A 21,959-nucleotide genomic window follows, 5' to 3' on the forward strand; every position below is an offset into this window, starting at 1 on the left:
TTTTAGAAGTATTTAATTGAGATTTAAAATAAGCAAAAGAATCATCTCAATATTAAATATATGTTTATTTTAAGAATTTTTAGTATCTATCCAGTTTTTAGCATTAACAAAAGCTTCTAACCAAGGAGTTACTTCATCTTTTCTTCCAGCAGGATAATTTGCCCAGTTCCATTGAAAAGTAGAACGCTCAATATGTGGCATTGTAACTAAATGTCTTCCAGACTTATCACACATCATTGCTGTGTTAAAATCAGAACCATTTGGGTTATTTGGATATCCTTCATAACCGTATTTTGCTACAATATTATAGTTTTCTTCAGATTCTGGTAAGTTAAATTTTCCTTCTCCATGAGAAATCCAAACTCCTAATTCTGTTCCTGCTAAAGATGATAACATTATAGAATTATTTTCTTGAATTTTTACAGAAGTAAAAGAACTTTCATGTTTCTGAGAATCATTATGAACTAATTTACCATGTACTTTATGATCAGGATTAATTAAATCTAATTCCATCCATAATTGTGCACCATTACAAATACCCACAGATAAAGTATCTTCTCTTTTAAAGAAGTTCTTTAAAGCTTTCTTCGCTTTTGCATTGTATAAAAATGCTCCAGCCCAACCTTTAGCAGAACCTAAAACATCTGAATTCGAGAAACCACCAACAGCTCCAATAAACTGAATATCTTCTAAAGTTTCACGACCAGAAATTAAATCTGTCATGTGTACATCTTTCACGTCAAAACCAGCTAAATACATTGCATTTGCCATTTCACGTTCAGAATTTGAACCTTTTTCACGAATAATAGCCGCTTTTGGTTTTGCACCTTTTGAATTTATTTTTGGTAACTTTCCTTTAAAGTTTTTAGGGAAAGTATATTGTAGAGGTTGATTTTTATAGTTATCAAAACGATCTTGAGCTAAATTATTAGCTGTTTGTTTTTGATCTAATAAGAAAGAAGTTTTATACCAAACATCTCTCATTTCAGCAATATCAAATGTGAAGTTTTCTTCACTGTTTTTAATAGTTACAGTTCCTGAATTATTTGCAGTTCCAATATTGAAGAACTCAATGTTATTTTCTGATAAAATAGTTTCAACTGAAGCATCAGCTTGAAAAATAATTCCTGAATTTTCAGAAAATAAAACTTTGATAGAATCTTCTTCATTTAAATCAGAAATATTAAAATCTGCTCCTAAATTAACATCAGCAAAACACATTTCTAACAACGTTGTAATCAATCCACCAGAAGCAACATCGTGTCCTGCTGTAATTTTATCACCTTTAATTAACTCTTGAATTGTATTAAAAGTATTCTTTACAAAAGCAGAATTTTTTACATCTGGAGCTTCATTTCCAATCGTATTTAAAACTTGGTGGAAAGAACTTCCTCCTAATTTAAATTCATCTTGAGAAATATTAATATAATAGATATTTCCTCCATCAACTTTTAAAAGAGGTTCCACAACTTTACTTATTTCATTACAGTTACCTGCAGCAGAAATAATAACAGTTCCTGGAGCAATTACTTCATCATCAGCATATTTTTGCTTCATTGATAAAGAATCTTTTCCTGTTGGTACATTGATTCCTAAATCTATAGAAAATTCTGAAACCGCTTTTACAGCTTTGTATAAACGAGCGTCTTCACCTTCGTTTTTACAAGGCCACATCCAGTTAGCTGACAATGAAATTGAATCTAAATTATCCTTTAAAGGAGCCCAAATAATATTTGTTAAAGATTCTGTAATTGCATTTCTACTTCCTGCAGCAGGATCAATTAATCCAGAAATAGGAGAGTGCCCAATTGAAGTTGCAACTCCTTCTTTTCCTTTATAATCTAATGCCATTACACCAACGTTATTTAACGGAATTTGTAATGGACCAACACATTGTTGTTTGGCAACTTTACCACCAACACATCTGTCTACTTTATTTGTTAACCAATCTTTACAAGCAACAGCTTCTAACTGTAAAACTTGCGTTAAATAGTTTTTAAAATTCTTAACTTTATATCTTGAGTTCTTATAGTTTCTTTTTACAGTTTTATCTGTTAAAACAGTTTTAGGAGAAGAACCAAACATGTCTTCTAAAGCTAAATCCATTGGTTTTTTTCCAGTTGATTTAGATTCAAAAGTAAAACGGTCATTTCCTGTAACTTCACCAACATCATAAATAGGAGAACGTTCTCTATCTGCAATTTTATGTAAAGTTTCTAAATGTTCTTCAGCAATAACTAATCCCATTCTTTCTTGAGATTCGTTACCGATTATTTCTTTTGCTGATAAAGTAGGATCTCCAACTGGTAATGCATCTAAATTGATTTTACCTCCAGTATCTTCTACTAATTCTGATAAACAATTTAAATGTCCTCCAGCTCCATGATCGTGAATAGAAACGATAAAGTTTTCTTCGCTTTCTACCATTCCACGAACTGCGTTTGCAGCACGTTTTTGCATTTCTGGATTAGAACGTTGTACAGCATTTAATTCAATTCCTGAATCTAAAGCTCCTGTATCTGCAGATGAAACTGCAGCTCCACCCATTCCAATTCTGTAGTTTTCACCACCCAAAATTACAATTTTATCACCTTCTTTTGGTGTGTCTTTTAATGCTTGATCTGCTTTTCCATACCCAATTCCACCAGCTTGCATGATTACTTTATCAAATCCAAGTTTTCTTGGTTTAGATTCACTTGAAGAAGAATTTTCTTCATGTTCAAAAGTTAATACAGAACCTGTAATTAAAGGCTGTCCGAATTTATTTCCAAAATCTGAAGCTCCATTAGATGCTTTTATTAAAATATCCATTGGAGTTTGGTATAACCAATCTCTTGCTTCAAATTTGTTTTCCCAATATCTTGTATTCTTCACTGAATCTATAGAAGCTTCTAAACGAGAATACGAAGTCATATAAACAGCTGTTCCTGCTAAAGGTAAAGAACCTTTTCCTCCTGCAAGTCTATCTCTAATTTCTCCACCAGAACCTGTTGCAGCACCATTAAAAGGCTCAACTGTTGTTGGAAAATTGTGCGTTTCTGCTTTTAAAGAAATTACAGAATCAAAAAGTGAAGTTTGATAAAAATCTGGTTTGTCTGCTGTTTTTGGTGCAAACTGTTCCACTTTAGGACCCTTTACAAAAGCAACGTTATCTTTATATGCAGAAACAATATCGTTCGGAAATTGTTTAGACGTTTCTTTTATCAATTTGAATAATGATGTTGGCATTTCTTCACCATCAATAACAAAAGTTCCGTTAAATATTTTATGTCTACAGTGCTCAGAATTTACTTGGCTAAAACCAAATACTTCAGAATCTGTTAATTTTCTTCCGATTTTTGTAGCAACACTTTCTAAATATTGAACTTCCTCATCACTTAAAGATAATCCTTCTTGTTCGTTATAAGCAGCAATATCTTCAATATCTAAAATAGCTTCTGGCTGAATATCAATAGTAAACGATTCTTGATGTAAACCATTAAATTTTTCAGAAATCATTGGATCAAAGTCAGAAAACTCCTCAGTTGAAGCCGTGAATTCTTCAATTCTGATGATATCTTTAATACCCATATTCTGAGTAATTTCAACTGCATTTGTACTCCAAGGAGTAATCATTGCTGCTCTTGGACCAACAAAAAAAGCATCGATTGATGTTTCTTCTATTTTTGGTTGATTAGCAAATAACCAAGTCAGTTTAGAAATTGTTGTTTTAGCTAAATCTTTTGTTGTTTGAACAGCGAATACTTTACTGTCTTTATTTCCAAAGAAATGAATCATTATTGTGTTGTGTTTGGGTATTGTTTTAAAAATACAAATTTACTTTTTTTCAATTTAATTATAATGAATTAATTTATTGAAATTTAAGAGTTATTCATGTGGTTATAAATCAAAAAAAGACTGCTTAAGCAGTCTTTTTTATAAAATATATCTAAAAAATTAATTTTTCATTAATTTTTTAGTAACAAATTGGTTTCCGTTGCTAATTTTAACAAGGTAAATTCCTGTAGCTAAATTAGAAACATCCATATCTTTTTTACTCTCAGTAATTTTTGAAAATTGTATTAATTTTCCTAAAACACTGTAAATTTCAATATTTACGTTGTCTGAAACATTAAAATATAATTTATTTCCATTTAAAGGGTTTGGGTACATTTTAAAGTTTTCAAATTCAGAAGAATTTACATTTGCAGTACTTATTGTGTGTTTACCTAAATCTAAACAATCGTCTGTAGAAGTTTCTACCCATTCATTAGGATTATAAACAGGATTTGGAGATATTATAGAAGGTTTTCTTTTTAAGGTAACATTTTCTCCAAAAGTAGTTGAACTATTTTCTTCACCAATAATATCTATTAAAATTCCATTTTTAAATAAACCTAAAACATCATTTCCATTAAAATAAGTTACGTTACTGCTTATGTCTACTTCTGATGCACAAACTTCTAATTGAGAATTTCCAATTACAAAAACATCACCATCAGCAATACTTTCATTGGTAAAAGTTAAAGTTTGAGTTCCAAAATCTTGTCCGTTTGAACCAAGTTTAACACTATATTCTTTTAAAGAAACTATTTGTCCAGTAAAGTTTGCAATTTCAATAGCTTTATTGTTGCTAGATCCTTCCAAGTATTCAGAGAAAAATATTTCATTTGTAATAGCAGAACCATCAGTTGTTGTAGCATTAACTGCTGTAGATTGTGCAGATTTATTATCTGTTGTATCTTTTGCTAAAACAGTTACACTATATGTTGTAGAGGCAGTTAAATTAGAAAATGAATAATTTGTTTCTGTGGTAGTTCCGTTATATGTTCCATCTAAAAAAACATCATAACCAGCTACAGCAGTATCATCTGTAGAAGCAGACCAATTTACCTTAAAACTTGTGCCAGCTTCATTTGTAATTGTTACATTTGTAGGTACAGATGGAGCTTCCAAATCTGCTAAAGTAGTTCCATTTACAGCAGTTGATTGTGCAGATTTATTACTTGCAATGTCTTTAGCTAAAACAGTAACAGTATAAGTTGTATTTGGTGTTAAGCCTGTAATTGTATAGTTTGTATTTGATACTTCTCCATTTAAAGTTCCATCTACATATACTTCATATTTTGTTACAGCTATATTGTCTGCTGAAGCTGTCCAAGATACATCTATTGAAGAAGTTGTAATATTGCTTAAAGCAACATTTGTTGGTACAGTTGGAGCTTGATCATCAGAAGTAATGAAAATTCCCCAAGAATCAATTGCATTTTCTCCACCCCATATTCTTGTTGCTAAATATGCATTATCTATAAAAGGATTTCTGTTTCCTTGTGCATAAGTTGCATTTGAATCATGATACTCATTTCTTTGTCTTTCAAAATCTGAAACTGGATCTTCTACGTTCCATTCTAAAAATAAATCGATCATAGCATCACCTGCATTTGCATTATTACCAATACCAACACCTGTTGGTTTACATTGGTCTCCATATCGAATATACATGTACATCATCATTCTTGCAATATCGCCTTTCCATTCATCACCAGGAAACCAACCACCAGAAACGCTTCCAGAATTTCCTGAGCCATCAGCAAATTTAAGACTTCCTCTTTGACTATTGTAGCTCACATCTGAAGCTCTTAAATGATGTGTATCTGCTCCTGGACCAGAAGTACCGAGGTTTGGATTCCCTAAAGATTTAGCGTAGGTATGTTCTCTGTTCCAATCTCCTTGATCTCCACTATTATCGTTTATTCCTCTTGTTCTTGCAGTTGTACCAGATTGAGAATATCCATAAATTAATAAAACTTCACCACTATTTTCTGGATTTACATCTGTTGCTTTTATAGCATCCCAACCATATGATAGGATATTGGTGTGGGCAGTAATCGTTTTTGTCGCTAACTCTTCTTTTAATTCAAGACCAGATTTTGTCCAGTCAAGTCCGTTATAATATTGTTCTTGAGCAGAAATTATTGCCGTTAAAAAAAGTAATAAAAAAAGTAGGTTTTTTTTCATGGTTGTAATAATTTAAAAAACGATCCATTAAAATGAATCGTTTTTTGTTAAAGGGTAAATTGTATTAGTTTTTAATTAATTTTTTAGTGATAAATTGTTTACCAGAGTTAATTTTAAGTAAATAAACACCTTTAGATAAGTTTGAGATATCAATGTTGTTTTTGCTTTTTGTAACTCCTGTTGATTGTATTAGTTTTCCTAAAATATTGTATATGTTTATAGTTGCATCTTCTGTAACACTAAAATAAACGTTATTTCCGTTTGCTGGGTTAGGAAACATTCTAAAAGATTTAAAAACATTGTTTTGTGTACTTAAAGTATAAGTATGGCTGCCAATACCATCAAAAGTATTTGCTGGAAAAGAAGTCCACTCTGCTTGTTTATCAAAAATTGTATTTGGAGCACTTATAGTTCCATTTCTTCTTAAAGTTACATTTAAAGCAAAACTAGCACTGCTTCCAAAAACTCCTATAATATCAATTAATACATCATCTTTAAATAAAGCCACAGCGTCATCTCCATTAAAGTTTACAGGTTGGCCAAAATTAGTATTTTGATTGTTAAGTTGCACTAAATCTATTTGTCCATTTGGGTTAGAAGCAGATTTAGGTTGTAATTCTGGAGCTGAATTATCACCATTTCCAATAACAAATACATCTTCTGGAACAATACTTTTAACTGTTCCACTATCTAGAGCTAATGGTGTTGTCCACACGCCTGCACCATTTCTTTCTAATTTAACTACGTAACCAGCAAGACTTATTGTGTTTCCTGTTAAATTAACAATTTCTAAAGCTTTGTTTGTACCTCCATCTCCTTCTACATATTCAGAGAAAAATAATTCTGAAGCAACTCCTCCACTAGATTTATCATTAGTTTTAACACTTATAGAATTACTTTTAACAGATTTGTTGCCATCAATATCTTTTGCTAATACAGCTACAGTATAGGTTGTAGCAGAAGTTAAACCAGTAACTGTATAAGATGTTGTTAAAGAGGATGCTTTAAACGATTCATCAATAAAAATATCATATCCATTTACTTCATTATTATCTGAAGAAGCAGACCAGTTTACACTAAATGAACTATCTGTAACATTAGTTATTGTTACATCTTGTGGTACAGAAGGAGGTGTGTTGTCTTGTAAAGTTTTTTCAAAAACAGCAATACTTGTTGCAGAAAAATTATTGATTAGATCTTTTGCAATAACTGTAAACTTGTAGGTTGTATTTGTAGTAAGTTTTGAAATTGTTGCACTAGTAGTTGTACCAGAAGTTTGGGCAGTTAGCACATCATTAACATACACATTATATCCAGTTACACCAACATTATCTGTTGAAGAAGACCAAGATATATCCATAGATGTTAAAGCTACATTACTTAATGTTACGTTTGTTGGAGCAGTAGGAGCTTCAGTGTCACTATTAATATAAATTCCCCATCTATCTTCTGCAGATGTACCACCCCAAATCCTAGTAGCTAAATAAGGATTATCTATAAACGGATTCCTATTTCCTTGTGCATAGGTGTTTGAAGTGTTTGCATGATATGTATTTCTAGCTATTTCAATTGCTGAAACTGGGTCTTCTACATTCCATTGTAAAAATAAATCGATCATTTCATCAGCAGTAAACTCCTTACTTCCAACACCAACATTTCCAGGTAAACATTGGGTTCCATATCGAAGATACATATACATAATCATTCTTGCTGCATCTCCTTTCCATTCATCTCCAGGATACCAGCCTCTTGTATTTGGGCCTTCTGGGCCATTGTAAGTAATTGTAGAACGACTAGAATTGCCAGAACCTGGAGCAAATTTAAAATTATTTCTTTCAGAATTTCTTGTTCTATCAGCGGGTCTTAAATTGTGCGCATCAGATCCAGGACCTTGACTATTACCTTCTCCTATTAAATTAGGGTTTGCTAAAGATTTAGAGAATACATGTTCTCTGTTCCAAACAAAATTTTCTCCAGTTCCCCTATCTTGTAAACTTTTATTTCTAGTTCTGTCATTCGTGATATCTTGATCAGAACCATTTTCCCAACCATAAATTAAAATAACTTCAGAAGTATTTGCAGGATTAATATCTGTGATTTTAGATGCTTCCCAAACACCTGGAGTATAAGTAAGTATATTTGTATGAGCCGAAATTGTTTTGACTGCTAAAGCTTCTTTAAGTTCTGTGCCAGTAAGCGTTAAATCTACATCATTATAATAACTTTGTTGCCCAAAGAAAGTAAATGAAAGCATGATAAATGCTAAAAGTAATATTTTCTTCATATTTTAATATTTAATTATTTTTGATTTATACATTTTATTTTCGACTTCAAAAGTAAGCATATAGATTCCTTTTGATATTTTTTTAACGTTAATATTGTAAGTAGGTTTTTTTTGATAAAAAACTTTTTTACCTAAAAAATTATAGATAGTAATATTTTTTATTTCACTATTTGTTGTATTTCTAATGTTTAGAATATCTCTTACAGGATTGGGATAAAACTGAATATTACCTTCCAAAAAGAGATTGATTGAAAGTACAATTGCACTATGTTTTCCAAAATCATCTGCATTGTCTTTATCAAAAATATCCCATTCGTTTGTTAAGTCGAAATTTGTGTTAGGTTGTGTAATATTTTTTTTTCTTCTTAACGTTTTGTCCTCTCCAAACTCTATTTGTCCACTGTTATACGTGCCAATAATATCAATTAAAACATTATTTTTAAATAATCCTATTGGATCATCTCCATTAAAATTTAGTGGAGCTCCAAAATTAGTATCTCCATTATGAACTCGAATAGAATCTGCAATCGAAATTAAAAAATCTCCAGCAGCAATTGCTTTTTGAGATTTACTAGCTGAATGCTCTCCAGCTGCTTCATTAACAATTACAAAAACATCTTGAGATTTTATAATTTTTCCTGTTAACGGAAAATTAAATTCCCAATCTGCTCCATTTAAACCTCCATTGCTTTGTCTTTTTATGCTGTATGCACTTAAATCGATATCTTTATCTGTTAAATTAACCAATTCTAAAGCTTTGTTGTTTGATGAACCTTCTAAATATTCTGAAAAAAAGATTTCTGTAGAATTTGTATCAATATTATTTGTTGTCGCAATTATATCATCACTTAAATTAGATAGATTACCAACCTTATCTTTTGCTAAAATTTGAACAGTGTAAGAAGTAGCTGCAAATAAATTAGTAATCGTGTACATTGTTTCTGTTACAGTAGCTATTTTGTTTCCATCCAAATAAACATCATATTCAGTAACAGCAGTATTATCTGTTGATGCATCCCAAGAAACTACAAAAGAAGTTGTGGTTTGGTTGCTAATTACAAGATTAGTTGGAACACTTGGTGCTTCTGTATCTTTTAAAGTTGATGCATTTACAGGATTGCTTTGAGCTGATAAATTATTAACAATGTCTTTGGCTAAAACTGTAAAACTATAATTTGTATCAGAATTTAATTGATTAATTGTTAAAGAAGTGTTGGTTGTATTTGCAAACAAATTTCCATCTACAAAAACATCATAACTTGAAACGACTACATTATCTGTGGCTGCTTCCCAAGATAAATCAATAGAAAAAGTTGTGTTATTTGATGCTATTAAATTGGTTGGAGTAGAAGGTGCTTGAATATCGCTACTTGTATAAATTCCCCAAAGATCTTCTGCTTTTGTGCCTCCCCAAATTCTAGTTGCTAAAATAGGATTATCAATAAAAGGATTTCTATTTCCTTGTGCATTTTGATTTGCTGTGTTTTCATGATAGGTATTTCGTTGTTTTTCAAATTCTGAAACAGGATCTTCTACATTCCATTGTAAAAACAAATCAATCATATCATCTGGAGTAGAAGAGTTGTCTCCAGTTCCAATATTTGATGGTAAACATCTGTTATTATATCTAACATACATATACATCATCATTCTTGCAACATCTCCTTTCCACTCATCTCCTGGATACCAACCTCCATTTTGTTGAATACCAGAAAACCCAGAACCTATTGTAAATTTTCTGTTATTTCTTGATGAATTTCTTTGAGCATCTGCAGCTCTTAAATGGTGTGCATCTGAACCTGGACCAGCATCTGATAGAGGAGGTACACCTAAAGATTGAGAAAATACATGTTCTCTATTCCAGTCTCCAGGAGTTCCACTATTATTATCAATTCCACGTTCTCTGTTATTGGTAACATCTGTATCTGTACCATTTTCAAAACCGTAAATTAATAAAACCTCTTGGTTATTATTTGGATTAACATCTGTGGCTTTACTTGCGCCCCAAACTTGGTCGTAGAATAAAAATTGAGTATGTGTACTAATAATTTTAGTAGCTAATTCTTCTTTTAAAGTTATTCCTGTTAAATTTAAATTGACATCATTATAATATGTTTGTTGCGCATAAATAAATGTTGAGCAAACAAATAATAGTAAAAATGTAATTTTTTTAATCATAAAACTGTTTTTAACATAAAACAATTTCTTTTTCAGGTTTGTAATTTTACAAATAGCAATTATAATGTAAAACCTACTTTTTTTCTAAAAGTGCCATATAAAATCCATCAAATCCAGAAAGATGAGCAAGTACTTTTTTATCGCTTACAAAGGTAAAATCTTTTCCTGATTCAGATTCTAAAAAAGTTTTAACTTGATTTTGATTTTCTGATGGTAAAATAGAACATGTTGCATACACCATTTTTCCTCCAGGTTTTACCATTTTAGAATATTGTTGCAATACATCTTGCTGAACTTTTTTAATATTATCTATAAACTCAGGTTGTAATTTCCATTTAGAATCTGGATTTCTACGAATAACACCTAAACCAGAACAAGGAGCATCTATTAAAACACGATCTGCTTTACCATATAACTTTTTTATAGGTTTTGTAGAATCAATTACACGCATATCTATATTATGTGCTTTGTTTCTTTTTGCTCTTACTTTTAATTTACGGAGTTTACTTTCGTAAATATCCATGGCAATTATTTGTCCTTTATTTTCCATTAAGGCAGATAAATGCAAGGTTTTTCCTCCAGCTCCAGCACAAGTATCTATTACTTTCATTCCTGGTTTTACATCTAAATAAGCAGCAACTAATTGAGATGAAGCATCTTGTACTTCAAAAAAACCATTATGAAAAGCTTCGGTTTTAAAAACATTTGCTCTTTCTGGTAAAACCAAAGCATCTGGATGATTAGGTACAAACTCAGTATCTACATCTTCGCTTTTTAATTTCTTTTGAAGAATTTCTTTAGAGATATTTAAGGTATTTGTTCTTAAAATAACTTTAGCCTGTTCGTTTAAAGCTGCAATTTCTTTGGTCCAAACTTCTTCTCCCAATTCAGAAACACATAATTTATCCATCCAATCAGGAATAGATTCTCTGTATTTTCTAGTTTTTGATAATTCTGCAAAACGACCTTTAATACGTCTTTCTGGCACATCACCAATTTGATTCCAATCTGGTAATTTTATCCCCCTTAAAATACACCAAACAGAGAATAATCTCCAAATGTTATCTCTATCATAAGGTAGTTTTACTTCAGCGATTTCTGCGTATAATCTGTTCCAGCGCACAATATCATAAATAGTTTCTGCAACAAATTTACGGTCTCTAGCTCCCCAACGTTTATCTCGTTTTAAAGCTTTTTCTACAGCTTTATCTGCGTAAACACCTTCGTTAAATATATCTCTAATACTGTCTATAACAGCAAATGTTAAGTTTCTGTGTAATCTCATTTTTTTATTGAATAAATGGGCTGCAAAGATACATCAATTAAAAAGATTATTGTTTTTGATGATTAATATATTTTGCGAGTCAAATTATTGTTTTGTAAGTAAGATAAAAATCAAATTTTATTTTTAAATATTGATAAAATTATAGTTTTGTTATAAAAATGGAAGTTCTTTAATTAAAATTTTTCGATTAGAGAACTATCTCTAAAATGTATATTCTAAATGATTTTAAATTATTTTTGAAATCAAAATTTATAATGATTTGTGTATTTTCGTTCTTTATAAATTTAAAAGTTGATTTTAAACAAACCCATCACATATATTTCAGGAATAAGTTCTCAAAGAGCTGCACTTTTATACACAGAATTAGGTATAAAAAAGTGTAACGATTTGCTTAATTTTTTTCCTTTTAGGTATATTGATAAAACTCAATTTTATGCAATAAAAGAGTTGCAACCCAACTCTTCTGAAGTACAAATTGTTGGGAAAATTACTCATATAAAATCGGTGGCTCAAAAAAGAGGAAGTAGGTTAGTGGCTACTTTTCAAGATGCAACAGGAACTATGGAATTGGTTTGGTTTCGTGGTCAAAAATGGATTAAAGATTCGTTAAAAGTAAATGAACCTTATGTAGTTTATGGAAAACTAAATCATTACAATGGTTCTTTTAGCATTCCTCATCCTGAAATGGAATTGGTTACAGAATATAAAAAAAAGTTGCAATCTAAAATGCAACCTGTATATCCATCCACAGAAAAATTAACAAATGCTGGAGTTTCAAATAAATTGATACGCAATTATATTCAGAAATTGTTACAGCAAGTTTACGATTCACTTCAAGAAACGTTATCAAAAGAAATTATTGATGATTTTAAGTTGATATCAAAAAGAGATGCTTATTTAAATGTTCACTTTCCTAAAAGTCAAGAAAGTTTAGCCAAAGCACAAAACCGTTTAAAATTTGAAGAATTATTTTTTATCCAATTACAATTATTGCGCAAAAAACTCATCAACAAAACAAAAATAAAAGGATTTGTATTTGAAAATGTTGGTCCAATTTTTAATGAGTTTTATAGTAATCAACTACCTTTCGATTTAACCAACGCACAAAAAAGAGTATTAAAAGAAATTAGAAAAGATGTAGCTTCAGGAGCGCACATGAATCGTCTTTTGCAAGGTGATGTTGGCTCAGGAAAAACAATTGTTGCATTATTATCGATGCTTTTGGCAATTGATAATGGTTTTCAGGCCACAATTATGGCACCAACAGAAATTTTGGCAAATCAACATTATATAGCTGTTTCAGAACTTTTACAAGGAATGGATATTAAAGTTGATATTTTAACAGGCTCAGTTAGAACAAAAAAACGAAGAGAAATTCACGCTAATTTAGAAGATGGTACGTTACATATTCTAATTGGTACACATGCTTTGTTAGAAGATAAAGTGAAATTTAAAAACTTAGGAATCGCCATTATTGATGAACAACACAGGTTTGGGGTTGCTCAGCGTTCTAAGTTATGGGGAAAAGGAGGCCCATCCCAATCTTCCCAAAGGGAAGGAGCAGAATTACGGAATCGTTATGAAACTGCTCGTCCATCAGTTTATAAGTTGATGAAAGAATTGCAATTGGAACGTAAAAAGAAAACTACAGAAGCTGAACAAATTCTTTGGGAACAATTAAAAACTAAAAAATTAGATTCTAAATTTAGAAGACAACATATTGTTGATGAGTTTATTGTCGATTTTATTTGTATCGAAAAAAACTTAATAATAGAAGTTGATGGCAAATATCACACTACAAAAGAACAGCAAGAAGCAGATGATTTAAGAACAAAAATTCTACAAGAATTAGGTTTCAAGGTAATCAGATTTACAAATGAAGAAGTAATTGGAAACATAGAAAACACAATCTCAAAGATTTCTCAAGAATTAAAAAACAACAGTGAGAGTTCCCTCCCTTTGGGAGGGTTAGGGTGGGCTCCCCCACACATTTTAGTAATGACTGCAACACCAATTCCTAGAACTTTGGCAATGTCAGTTTATGGAGATTTAGATATTTCTGTAATTGATGAATTGCCTCCAGGAAGAAAAGAAGTAAAAACTGTTCATAGATTTGATAGCAACAGATTATCTGTTTTTAAATTTATGAAAGATGAAATTGCAAAAGGCAGACAAGTATACATTGTGTATCCGTTAATTCAAGAATCAGAATCGATGGATTATAAAGATTTAATGGATGGTTTTGAAAGTGTTTCTCGCGAATTTCCATTGCCAAAATATCAAATAAGTATTGTGCATGGAAAAATGAAACCTGCAGATAAAGAACATGAAATGCAACGTTTTGTAAAACACGAAACTCAAATTATGGTGGCAACAACCGTTATTGAAGTTGGTGTAAATGTGCCCAATGCAAGTGTAATGATTATTGAAAGTTCAGAACGATTTGGTTTAAGTCAATTGCACCAATTAAGAGGAAGAGTTGGTAGAGGAGCAGACCAAAGTTATTGTATTTTATTGTCGAGTTTTAAATTATCTGAAGAAGCAAAAACGCGTTTAAAAACCATGGTAGAAACCACAGATGGTTTTAAAATTGCTGAAGTAGATTTAAAATTACGTGGACCAGGAAATTTAATGGGAACACAACAAAGTGGCGTTTTAAACTTAAAAATTGCTGATGTTGTTAAAGATTCCAAAATCTTAGTTTCTGCAAGAAATACAGCTATTGCTTTATTGCAAGAAGACTCTAATTTGTCGAAACCAGAAAATGCGATGATTAAAGCTACTTATTTAGCCATTTCTAGAAGTTCTAAAATTTGGAGTGAGATTAGTTAGGTTGGTTAAAAGTTGATGGCTAGTTTTCATCCTGTTTCCTTTAAAACATTCTTGAATGTGTAAATTTTTAGTTGTTAATTTTTTTCTTGGGATGAAACCTAAGAAGTTGAAATAAAGATTAGTATAAAAATAGGTGACAAATAATAATTTATAATAAAATTTTAAGGATATTTCTGTTTGGTAATGATTCTAGTTTTTATACAAGTTCTACTTTTTCTATTACTTATATTTGGATATTGCAAGTAGTTGATTTAATTATTCAAACTTTTTAAAATAAAATCTTTAAATTTTTCTTCGCTAGGTTTCATTACATTGTCAGAAATTAGAACACCATTTTTATCAAATAGCATATATCTTGGAATAGTTGTTATTTTATATTTTTTTATGATTTCTGAATTTTTATGATCTAATAAAAGAAAACTTTTTTCTGTTAAAATTTCTTGCTTTGCTGCTTTTTTCCATAGAGATATCTTATCATCGATAGAAATCGAAATCACTGAAAATCTAGTAGAGTCTATTTCTTTTTTAATTTTCCTTAAACTTGGCATTTCCTTTCTACAAGGAGCACACCAACTTGCCCAGTAATCGATTAAAACCAACTTTCCTTTTTCTCTCTCTAACATCTTATCAAAACTCATTGCTGATTGAATATTATCATTACTGTTAAATTCAAGTATTTTTTCTTTTAAAGAGCTGAGTTTTTTCATTAATTCAAGATCTTTATTCTCGTTAGTTTTTATATTTTTATATTTGTTTACTAACTTGATTTGATTATCGTTTTCGAGCTTTTTTAGAATTTTATCAAGATTTTCTTTTTCTAGATTGTATATATTAGAAAGTAAATTGTCATAAATTAGATATTCTAATTTATCATTATATTCAAATGGTTTATTTATTATTAAATATTTTAAAACTTCGGAGTTTTTAACTCTAATTCCTTCATTGAAAAAATGGTCATATTTAACTTTGCTTATTAAATAATTGATATAATTACTATTGGGAGTTATATTTTCTATGTCATCTATTTTTTCAAGACTAAGTTCAATGTTTTTTTGTTTTGTTTTAAGAGAGTTTTTTATTTTCATATTTTTTTTAAAAAATAATAATTCAAAATTTTCTTTTTTATAAAACTCGTCTGTAATTAAATTTCTTTTTAACAAACTATCTGCTGTTTTCTTAGTGTTTTCTATGACTTCATCAATAGAAAATCTACGTAATCTTTTATTAAGCTTTGTATTAATGTTATGAATTACATAGCTACTTCTTGTGGGTGAATTTAAAGCTACGTAATAATCAAAATTCAATTCATAGAGATTTACGTTCTTAACATTAAAAAATGGATAATCAATATTTTGATTATTTTTGGTTATAATTTTTTTGGCAATGAAGACTGAATCACCTTTTTTAAATTGTGCTTTAGTGATGTACAATTTATTTGCAATTAGAATTTCAACTATATTGTCAGTTGGAATTATTATGTCATTAGAGTTTGTTTTATTGCTAATTGTAATCAAATCTGGTTTCATTTGATTTTTGTCATTTTTTACATTTAAACTAAGTGGTTCAGAAAAATCATTTAAAGAAATGTAAACTTCGTTTCTAATTGTAGATTTTTTTGGTTCTTCTTTTATTTTAGAAGACTTATCTTTTTTTTCAGAGCAACCTAACATTAAGATTAATAATATAAAAAGGATATTAATTTTTTTCATATGAATTTTTATTATTTCTAATTCTTAGATTTGATTACATACAACTCATTATATAACAACTTTTATTACGCATATCTTGTAAAGATAATCCAAATTTTATTAAATTTCAAAAAACTAAACTACAACTCCAACAGTCTTTTAGCAGCGTTAAAAGGTGTTGTTTTTCCATTTTCTAAATCCTCAATTTCTTTTGATAACGCATTTTTAATTAATGGATTTTGGTAAAAATTAGCTTTCAATTGTTGGTCAATAGTCGCTAATAACCAGTATTTATTTTGCTGATTTCGTTTTTTATCAAAATAGTTATTGGCTTTTGTCAAAGCAATATAATCCACAATCATCTTGTCGATTTTATCAATTCCGATGTTTTTTAAAGCACTTGCAGTTAAAACTTTCGGTTGCCAATTACTTTCTTTTATTGGGTATAAATGCAAAGCTCTGTTGAATTCAACTTTTGCAATTTTGGCATTTTTTTCATTATCACCATCAGCTTTGTTGATAACGATTGCATCTGCCATTTCAATAATTCCACGTTTAATTCCTTGCAATTCATCTCCAGCACCAGCGAGTTTTAACAACAAAAAGAAATCGACCATAGAATGTACCACAGTTTCAGATTGCCCAACTCCAACAGTTTCTATAATAATGGTATCAAAACCAGCAGCTTCACACAAAATAATAGATTCTCTAGTTTTTTGCGCAACTCCACCCAAAGAAGTTCCAGAAGGCGAAGGCCTGATAAACGCATTTTTATCAGTCACTAATTCTTCCATTCTAGTTTTATCACCTAAAATAGAACCTTTATTTACGGAACTACTTGGATCAACAGCCAAAACAGCTACTTTTTTATGTTGAGAAGTTAAGTGTTTTCCAAAAGATTCGATAAATGTACTTTTTCCAACTCCAGGAACTCCTGTAATTCCGATTCTTACAGATTTGTTAGTAAAAGGCAAACAGCGTTCTAAAATTTCGTTTGCTTTTTTTTGATGATTTGCATTCGTACTTTCCACCAAAGTGATTGCTCTGCTTAAAAAAGTGATATTTCCATCCAAAATTTTGGACACAAACTCATCCACAGAATTCTGCTTAGCTCTATTTCTTTTTATGTTTTCTGCGCTTAAAAAACTGGTTGTTTCTGGTTTTAAAACACCTTCATTTTCTTGTAAAGCAGATTTATTTTTATCCATTGTAAAATTAATATGTAAATTTAAAGATAATTAATTTATAATTTTTGCAACAACTCGAAAAATGTATCGTCTTTAGAGTAAGAATGATTTAATGAAACCAACCAAACAATTACATCAAACTATTATAAACCAATGCAAAAACAATAATGCAAAGGCACAAATGCAATTGTATAATTTGTATGGAAAGGCTATGTTTTTAATTGCCTATAGATATGTAAAAGACCAATTTATTGCAGAAGATGTGATGCAAGATGCTTTTATAAAAGCGTTTAAAAATATCGATAATTATAAGAATGAAGTCGCTTTTGGAGCTTGGTTAAAACGAATTGTTATCAATCAAAGTATCGATCAATTAAAGAAAAAGAAATTAGATTTAGTTGCCATTAATGAAGAAATTACAACGAGTAGAGAAGATGATAACTGGCAAGTTGACTGTGAAATTTCTGTTGATGAAATTGTAGAGAAAATAAAATTATTAAAAGAAAAATATCGCTTGGTTTTGAGTTTGTATTTGTTAGAAGGGTATGATCATCAAGAGATTGCACAAGTTTTAAAGATTACAGAAAATACATCTAGAACAAATTTGCTTAGAGGAAAAAGATTATTGAGAGAACATTTAAAAGACACGAATTATGCAGCAAGATATTAGAGAAAAATTAAAGGATTTCCAGGAACAAAATATAGAATTATCAGCAAATCATGCATCAAAGTTTGAAAACTTATTAAAGGCTGAATTACATTCTAAGAAAAAGAAAAAAACACCTTTTAAATGGTTGTCTGTTGCAGCATCAATTGTATTGTTAGTTAGTTTGGCAATTAAATTTTATCCTACAGAAAATATAGAAGAACAACCAATAGTAAAAAAAGATGCTGAAATTACTTTAGGAAATATTTCCCCTGAATTTAACACTATAGAAACCTATTATACAAATAGTATTAAACTAGAAATTAGTCAATTAGACTTATCTGATGGGAATAAAGAAATTGTAGATAATTATTTATTAAAAATTGCAGAACTCACCAAAGAATACAAATTATTAACCAAAGAGCTCAATACAAATGGGGTTAATGATGCAACTATAGATGCACTAATTGGTAATTTACAATTACGCTTACAGCTTTTACAACGTTTAAAAAAGCAACTAAATGAACTTAAAAATTTAAACACAAATCAACATGAAACACAAGTCATATAAATATATTTTTACTTTTATAGCCATCAGTTTTTTAGGAACTGCCTTTGCACAAAAGTTCGATAAAAAGTTTACAGAAAACTTTACAACAAATAAAGATGTGGAAGTTGCCATTAATGCATCTAACACAGATATAAACGTTACAACTTGGGATAAAAATGAAGTTCAGATTGAGGCTTTTATAGAAATTGAAGGAATTTCTAAAGAAGAAGCTGAAAAGTTTTTCAAAAATTGGGAATTTGAAGCTTTAGGAAATAAGAGAAAAGTTCAAATTACCTCTAAAGGTAATAATGCCTTTAACTTTAAGAATGATTTTGTCTTTTTTGATGATATGAATTTCGATTTTGAAATGCCAAATATTGATTTTTCGAGTTTTGAAAATTTAGAATTACCAAAGATGGATTTTGATTTTGATTTCAATTTTGACTTTAAAGATGTTTTTGATGATATTGACGAAAACATGGGAAAAGATGGTAAGTATAACTTTAGATGGAAAGATGATGATAATAACATTGTAATCAACACGAAAGAGGAATGGGAAGCATTTAAGAAATCTAAAAAATATGCAGAACTAAAAAGTAAAATGAAAATTGATAAAGAAAAATTAAGAAAAGATTTTGCTGAATCTCAAGAAGAAATGAAAAAGCAATTAAAGGAATCTAAAGAAAAATATTATAAGATAGATAAAGAAAAAATAAAGCAAGAATTATTGAAAGTTAAAGAAGAACTTAAAAAATTAAACTTTAAATCTAATTCAGATGATATCATCATCAATGGAAAAAAAATTAAAATTAAAAAGAGGTTAGAAATTAAAGTCCCAAAAGGCGCAACTTTCGATTTGAATACGCGTCATTGTAAAGTAACATTACCAAACACAGTTGCCTTTGGAAACGTAAAATATGGCACTTTTAATGCTCATAACTTAAATGGTGGTGAATTAACTATCGATTTTTCTCCTGTAACTATCAATGATTTAAACGCTTGTACTTTATTTTTAAACAATGTAACTGATGCTAAAATAGCATCAGTTACTAATACCAACTTAAATACAAATTCTTCTGGAATTTTTATCAATCTTGTTAATGATAATGTAGATATTAAAGGTAAATTTGGTGATCTAGAAGTTTTAAACTTTTCACCAACTTTTACTTCCTTTAATTTAAATTTGGATGCATCATCAGCGATACTAAATTTTAAAAATATAAAAGATAAATTAAATTTTGCAGCAACATATTTAAGCGAGAATCCATCATCAAACAAATCAAAAAGTACTACTTTTCATGGTATGATCTCCGCAAAAACTAATAGAATTATTATTGAAGCTAAAAACAGTAAATTAACTGTAATAAAATAATATTTTCATAGATTTTATATCCTCAATTTCTTTCCAAAACTTCCCTTAATTTCCATTTCGGTATTCTTTTTAAAGTGCCTATATTTATCGCCTGTAAATAGTCACTTATTTAATGGAATTATACAAAGAAAATCAACTTAAAATATACAATTCTCTTTCAAAAACGAAAGAAGATTTTAAACCTATAACAGACGGATATGTAGGTATGTACGTGTGTGGACCAACAGTATACAGCAATGCACATTTAGGCAATGTTAGAACGTTTATGTTCTTTGATGTGGTGTATCGTTATTTATTGCATTTGGGCTACAAAGTGCGTTATGTACGTAATATTACAGATGCTGGGCATTTAGAAAATGATGCTGATGAAGGTGAAGATAGGATTTCTAAAAAAGCACGTTTAGAAAAAATTGAACCTATGGAAGTGGTTCAAAAATATACGGTCGATTTTCATAACGTTTTAAAAAACTACAATTTTTTACCTCCAAGTATAGAGCCAACTGCAACAGGACATATTGTTGAGCAGATAGAAATGATTAAAGAAATCATTGAAAAAGGTTTTGCTTATGAAGTAAATGGTTCTGTTTACTTTGATGTTTTAGAATACAATAAAAAAGGAAATTACGGAATTCTTTCTGGTAGAAAAGTGGAAGATTTAATCCACAATACAAGAGCTTTAGATGGACAATCTGACAAGAAAAATCCACAAGATTTTGCACTTTGGAAAAAAGCAGATGAACGTCATATTATGAGATGGCCTTCACCTTGGAGTGATGGTTTTCCTGGTTGGCATTTAGAATGTTCTGTAATGAGTACAAAATATTTAGGCGAACAATTTGATATTCATGGAGGTGGATTGGATTTAAAATTTCCACATCATGAATGTGAAATAGCACAATCGCAAACATGTTCTGGTGTAAAACCCGTAAATTATTGGATGCACACAAATATGTTGCTGTTAAATAGCCAAAAAATGGCAAAATCTACAGGAAATTTTATTTTACCAAATGAAATTTTATCTGGAGAAAATGATATTTTACCAAAAGCATTTTCTGCATCTGTAGTTCGTTTTTTTAACATGCAAGCTAATTATAGAAGCATTTTAGATTTTTCTGGAGAAGCTTTAGAAGCATCAGAAAAAGGACATGCAAAATTAATGGAAGCTATTTCTTATTTAGAGAAAATTGAAGCTGGCAACACATCAACTTTGGATGTTAAAAAATGGAAAAAGGATTGTTATGCAGCAATGAATGACGATTTTAATACACCAATTTTAATTTCGCATTTGTTTGATGCTGTGAAGCTTATCAACCAAATAAAAGAAAATAAAGCAAGTTTAACTGCTGATGATTTAGTGGAATTTAAGCAAACTATAAATGCGTTGGTTTTTGATGTTTTAGGGTTGATGAATGAAAACGCTCAAGATAATTCAGGTAAAGTAAATGGAGTAGTGGAGTTGCTCATCAAACTAAGAAAAGAAGCAAGAGAAAATAAAGACTGGGCATTATCAGATCAAATTAGAGACGAATTAATTGAACTAGGAATTCAATTAAAAGATGGTAAGGAAGGCACCACTTTTTCGATTAATTAATAGATAATTACGAATTGTAAATTACGAATTACAAATTTTTAAGTATAATTGTCATTTCGACGATAGGAGAAATCTCATAATTTAAATCGTAAAATTTAGTAATGAAAAAAATACTTTCATACCCATTTATTTTATTAGTTCGTTTTTATCAGGTAGCAATTTCTCCATATACACCAGCAACTTGTAGATATAGCCCAACTTGTTCACATTATACAATAGAAGCTTTGCAAAAACACGGATTATTTTCTGGAGGTTGGTTATCTTTGAAGCGAATTTTTAGTTGTCATCCTTGGGGAGGAAGTGGTTATGATCCTGTGCCAGAGAAAGAAATTAAAAAATAGATTAGAGA

At 29.8% G+C, this 21,959-nt stretch carries 13 protein-coding genes; 6 read left to right on the forward strand and 7 right to left on the reverse strand.

Annotation, left to right across the window (positions count from 1 at the left end; all coding sequences use genetic code 11):
• Nucleotides 1-69: 69 nt before the first annotated feature.
• The 5 genes from purL to LPB03_RS01175 form a co-directional block, all read right to left on the reverse strand.
• The gene (purL, locus tag LPB03_RS01155) at nt 70-3,777 is read right to left on the reverse strand and encodes a phosphoribosylformylglycinamidine synthase (protein WP_065318303.1); all 3,708 of its coding nucleotides are present in this window, start codon (nt 3,775-3,777) and stop codon (nt 70-72) included.
• A 159-nt stretch (nt 3,778-3,936) separates the two neighbouring features.
• On the reverse strand, nt 3,937-5,997 hold the full coding sequence (locus LPB03_RS01160; protein ID WP_065318302.1) for an endonuclease: 2,061 nt from the start codon (nt 5,995-5,997) through the stop codon (nt 3,937-3,939).
• 64 nt (nt 5,998-6,061) lie between these two features.
• Nucleotides 6,062-8,281 carry an endonuclease gene (locus LPB03_RS01165; protein WP_083186987.1) on the reverse strand — a complete coding sequence of 740 codons (2,220 nt, stop codon included), beginning with the start codon at nt 8,279-8,281 and terminating at the stop codon, nt 6,062-6,064.
• A gap of 3 nt (nt 8,282-8,284) precedes the next feature.
• The gene (locus LPB03_RS01170; protein ID WP_139058928.1) at nt 8,285-10,459 is read right to left on the reverse strand and encodes an endonuclease; all 2,175 of its coding nucleotides are present in this window, start codon (nt 10,457-10,459) and stop codon (nt 8,285-8,287) included.
• A 73-nt stretch (nt 10,460-10,532) separates the two neighbouring features.
• Nucleotides 10,533-11,744: an RsmB/NOP family class I SAM-dependent RNA methyltransferase gene (locus LPB03_RS01175; RefSeq protein WP_065318299.1), complete on the reverse strand. Its 1,212-nt coding sequence runs from the start codon at nt 11,742-11,744 to the stop codon at nt 10,533-10,535.
• Nucleotides 11,745-12,035: 291 nt separating this feature from the next.
• Here LPB03_RS01175 and LPB03_RS01180 point away from each other — a divergent pair, with 291 nt between their 5' ends.
• A complete protein-coding gene (locus LPB03_RS01180; protein WP_065318298.1) occupies nt 12,036-14,576 on the forward strand; it encodes a DUF559 domain-containing protein in 2,541 nt (846 codons plus the stop codon).
• A 251-nt stretch (nt 14,577-14,827) separates the two neighbouring features.
• On the opposite strand, the gene LPB03_RS01185 is transcribed toward LPB03_RS01180, so the two are convergent.
• Both LPB03_RS01185 and meaB read right to left on the reverse strand, forming a co-directional pair.
• Nucleotides 14,828-16,102: a TlpA family protein disulfide reductase gene (locus LPB03_RS01185; protein WP_170324185.1), complete on the reverse strand. Its 1,275-nt coding sequence runs from the start codon at nt 16,100-16,102 to the stop codon at nt 14,828-14,830.
• A gap of 302 nt (nt 16,103-16,404) precedes the next feature.
• Nucleotides 16,405-17,472: a methylmalonyl Co-A mutase-associated GTPase MeaB gene (meaB, locus tag LPB03_RS01190; protein ID WP_065318296.1), complete on the reverse strand. Its 1,068-nt coding sequence runs from the start codon at nt 17,470-17,472 to the stop codon at nt 16,405-16,407.
• A gap of 91 nt (nt 17,473-17,563) precedes the next feature.
• On the opposite strand from meaB, the gene LPB03_RS01195 reads away from it, so the two are divergent.
• From LPB03_RS01195 to yidD, 5 genes are all read left to right on the forward strand, one after another.
• Entirely contained in the window at nt 17,564-18,121 is a 558-nt protein-coding gene (locus LPB03_RS01195; protein WP_065318295.1) for an RNA polymerase sigma factor, read from the forward strand.
• Entirely contained in the window at nt 18,105-18,668 is a 564-nt protein-coding gene (locus LPB03_RS01200; protein WP_065318294.1) for a hypothetical protein, read from the forward strand. The genes LPB03_RS01195 and LPB03_RS01200 overlap by 17 nt, the downstream gene beginning before the upstream one ends.
• Nucleotides 18,649-20,019, forward strand: a complete 1,371-nt coding sequence (locus LPB03_RS01205; RefSeq protein WP_065318293.1) for a hypothetical protein — start codon at nt 18,649-18,651, stop codon at nt 20,017-20,019. Before LPB03_RS01200 ends, LPB03_RS01205 begins: the two co-directional genes overlap by 20 nt.
• Nucleotides 20,020-20,131: 112 nt before the next feature.
• A complete protein-coding gene (cysS, locus tag LPB03_RS01210) occupies nt 20,132-21,610 on the forward strand; it encodes a cysteine--tRNA ligase (RefSeq protein WP_065318292.1) in 1,479 nt (492 codons plus the stop codon).
• Nucleotides 21,611-21,711: 101 nt separating this feature from the next.
• Complete coding sequence (gene yidD, locus LPB03_RS01215) at nt 21,712-21,951, forward strand: membrane protein insertion efficiency factor YidD (RefSeq protein ID WP_065318291.1); 240 nt, start codon at nt 21,712-21,714, stop codon at nt 21,949-21,951.
• The last annotated feature ends 8 nt before the right edge of the window (nt 21,952-21,959 follow it).

The organism is Polaribacter vadi (assembly GCF_001761365.1).
Taxonomy (GTDB): domain Bacteria; phylum Bacteroidota; class Bacteroidia; order Flavobacteriales; family Flavobacteriaceae; genus Polaribacter; species Polaribacter vadi.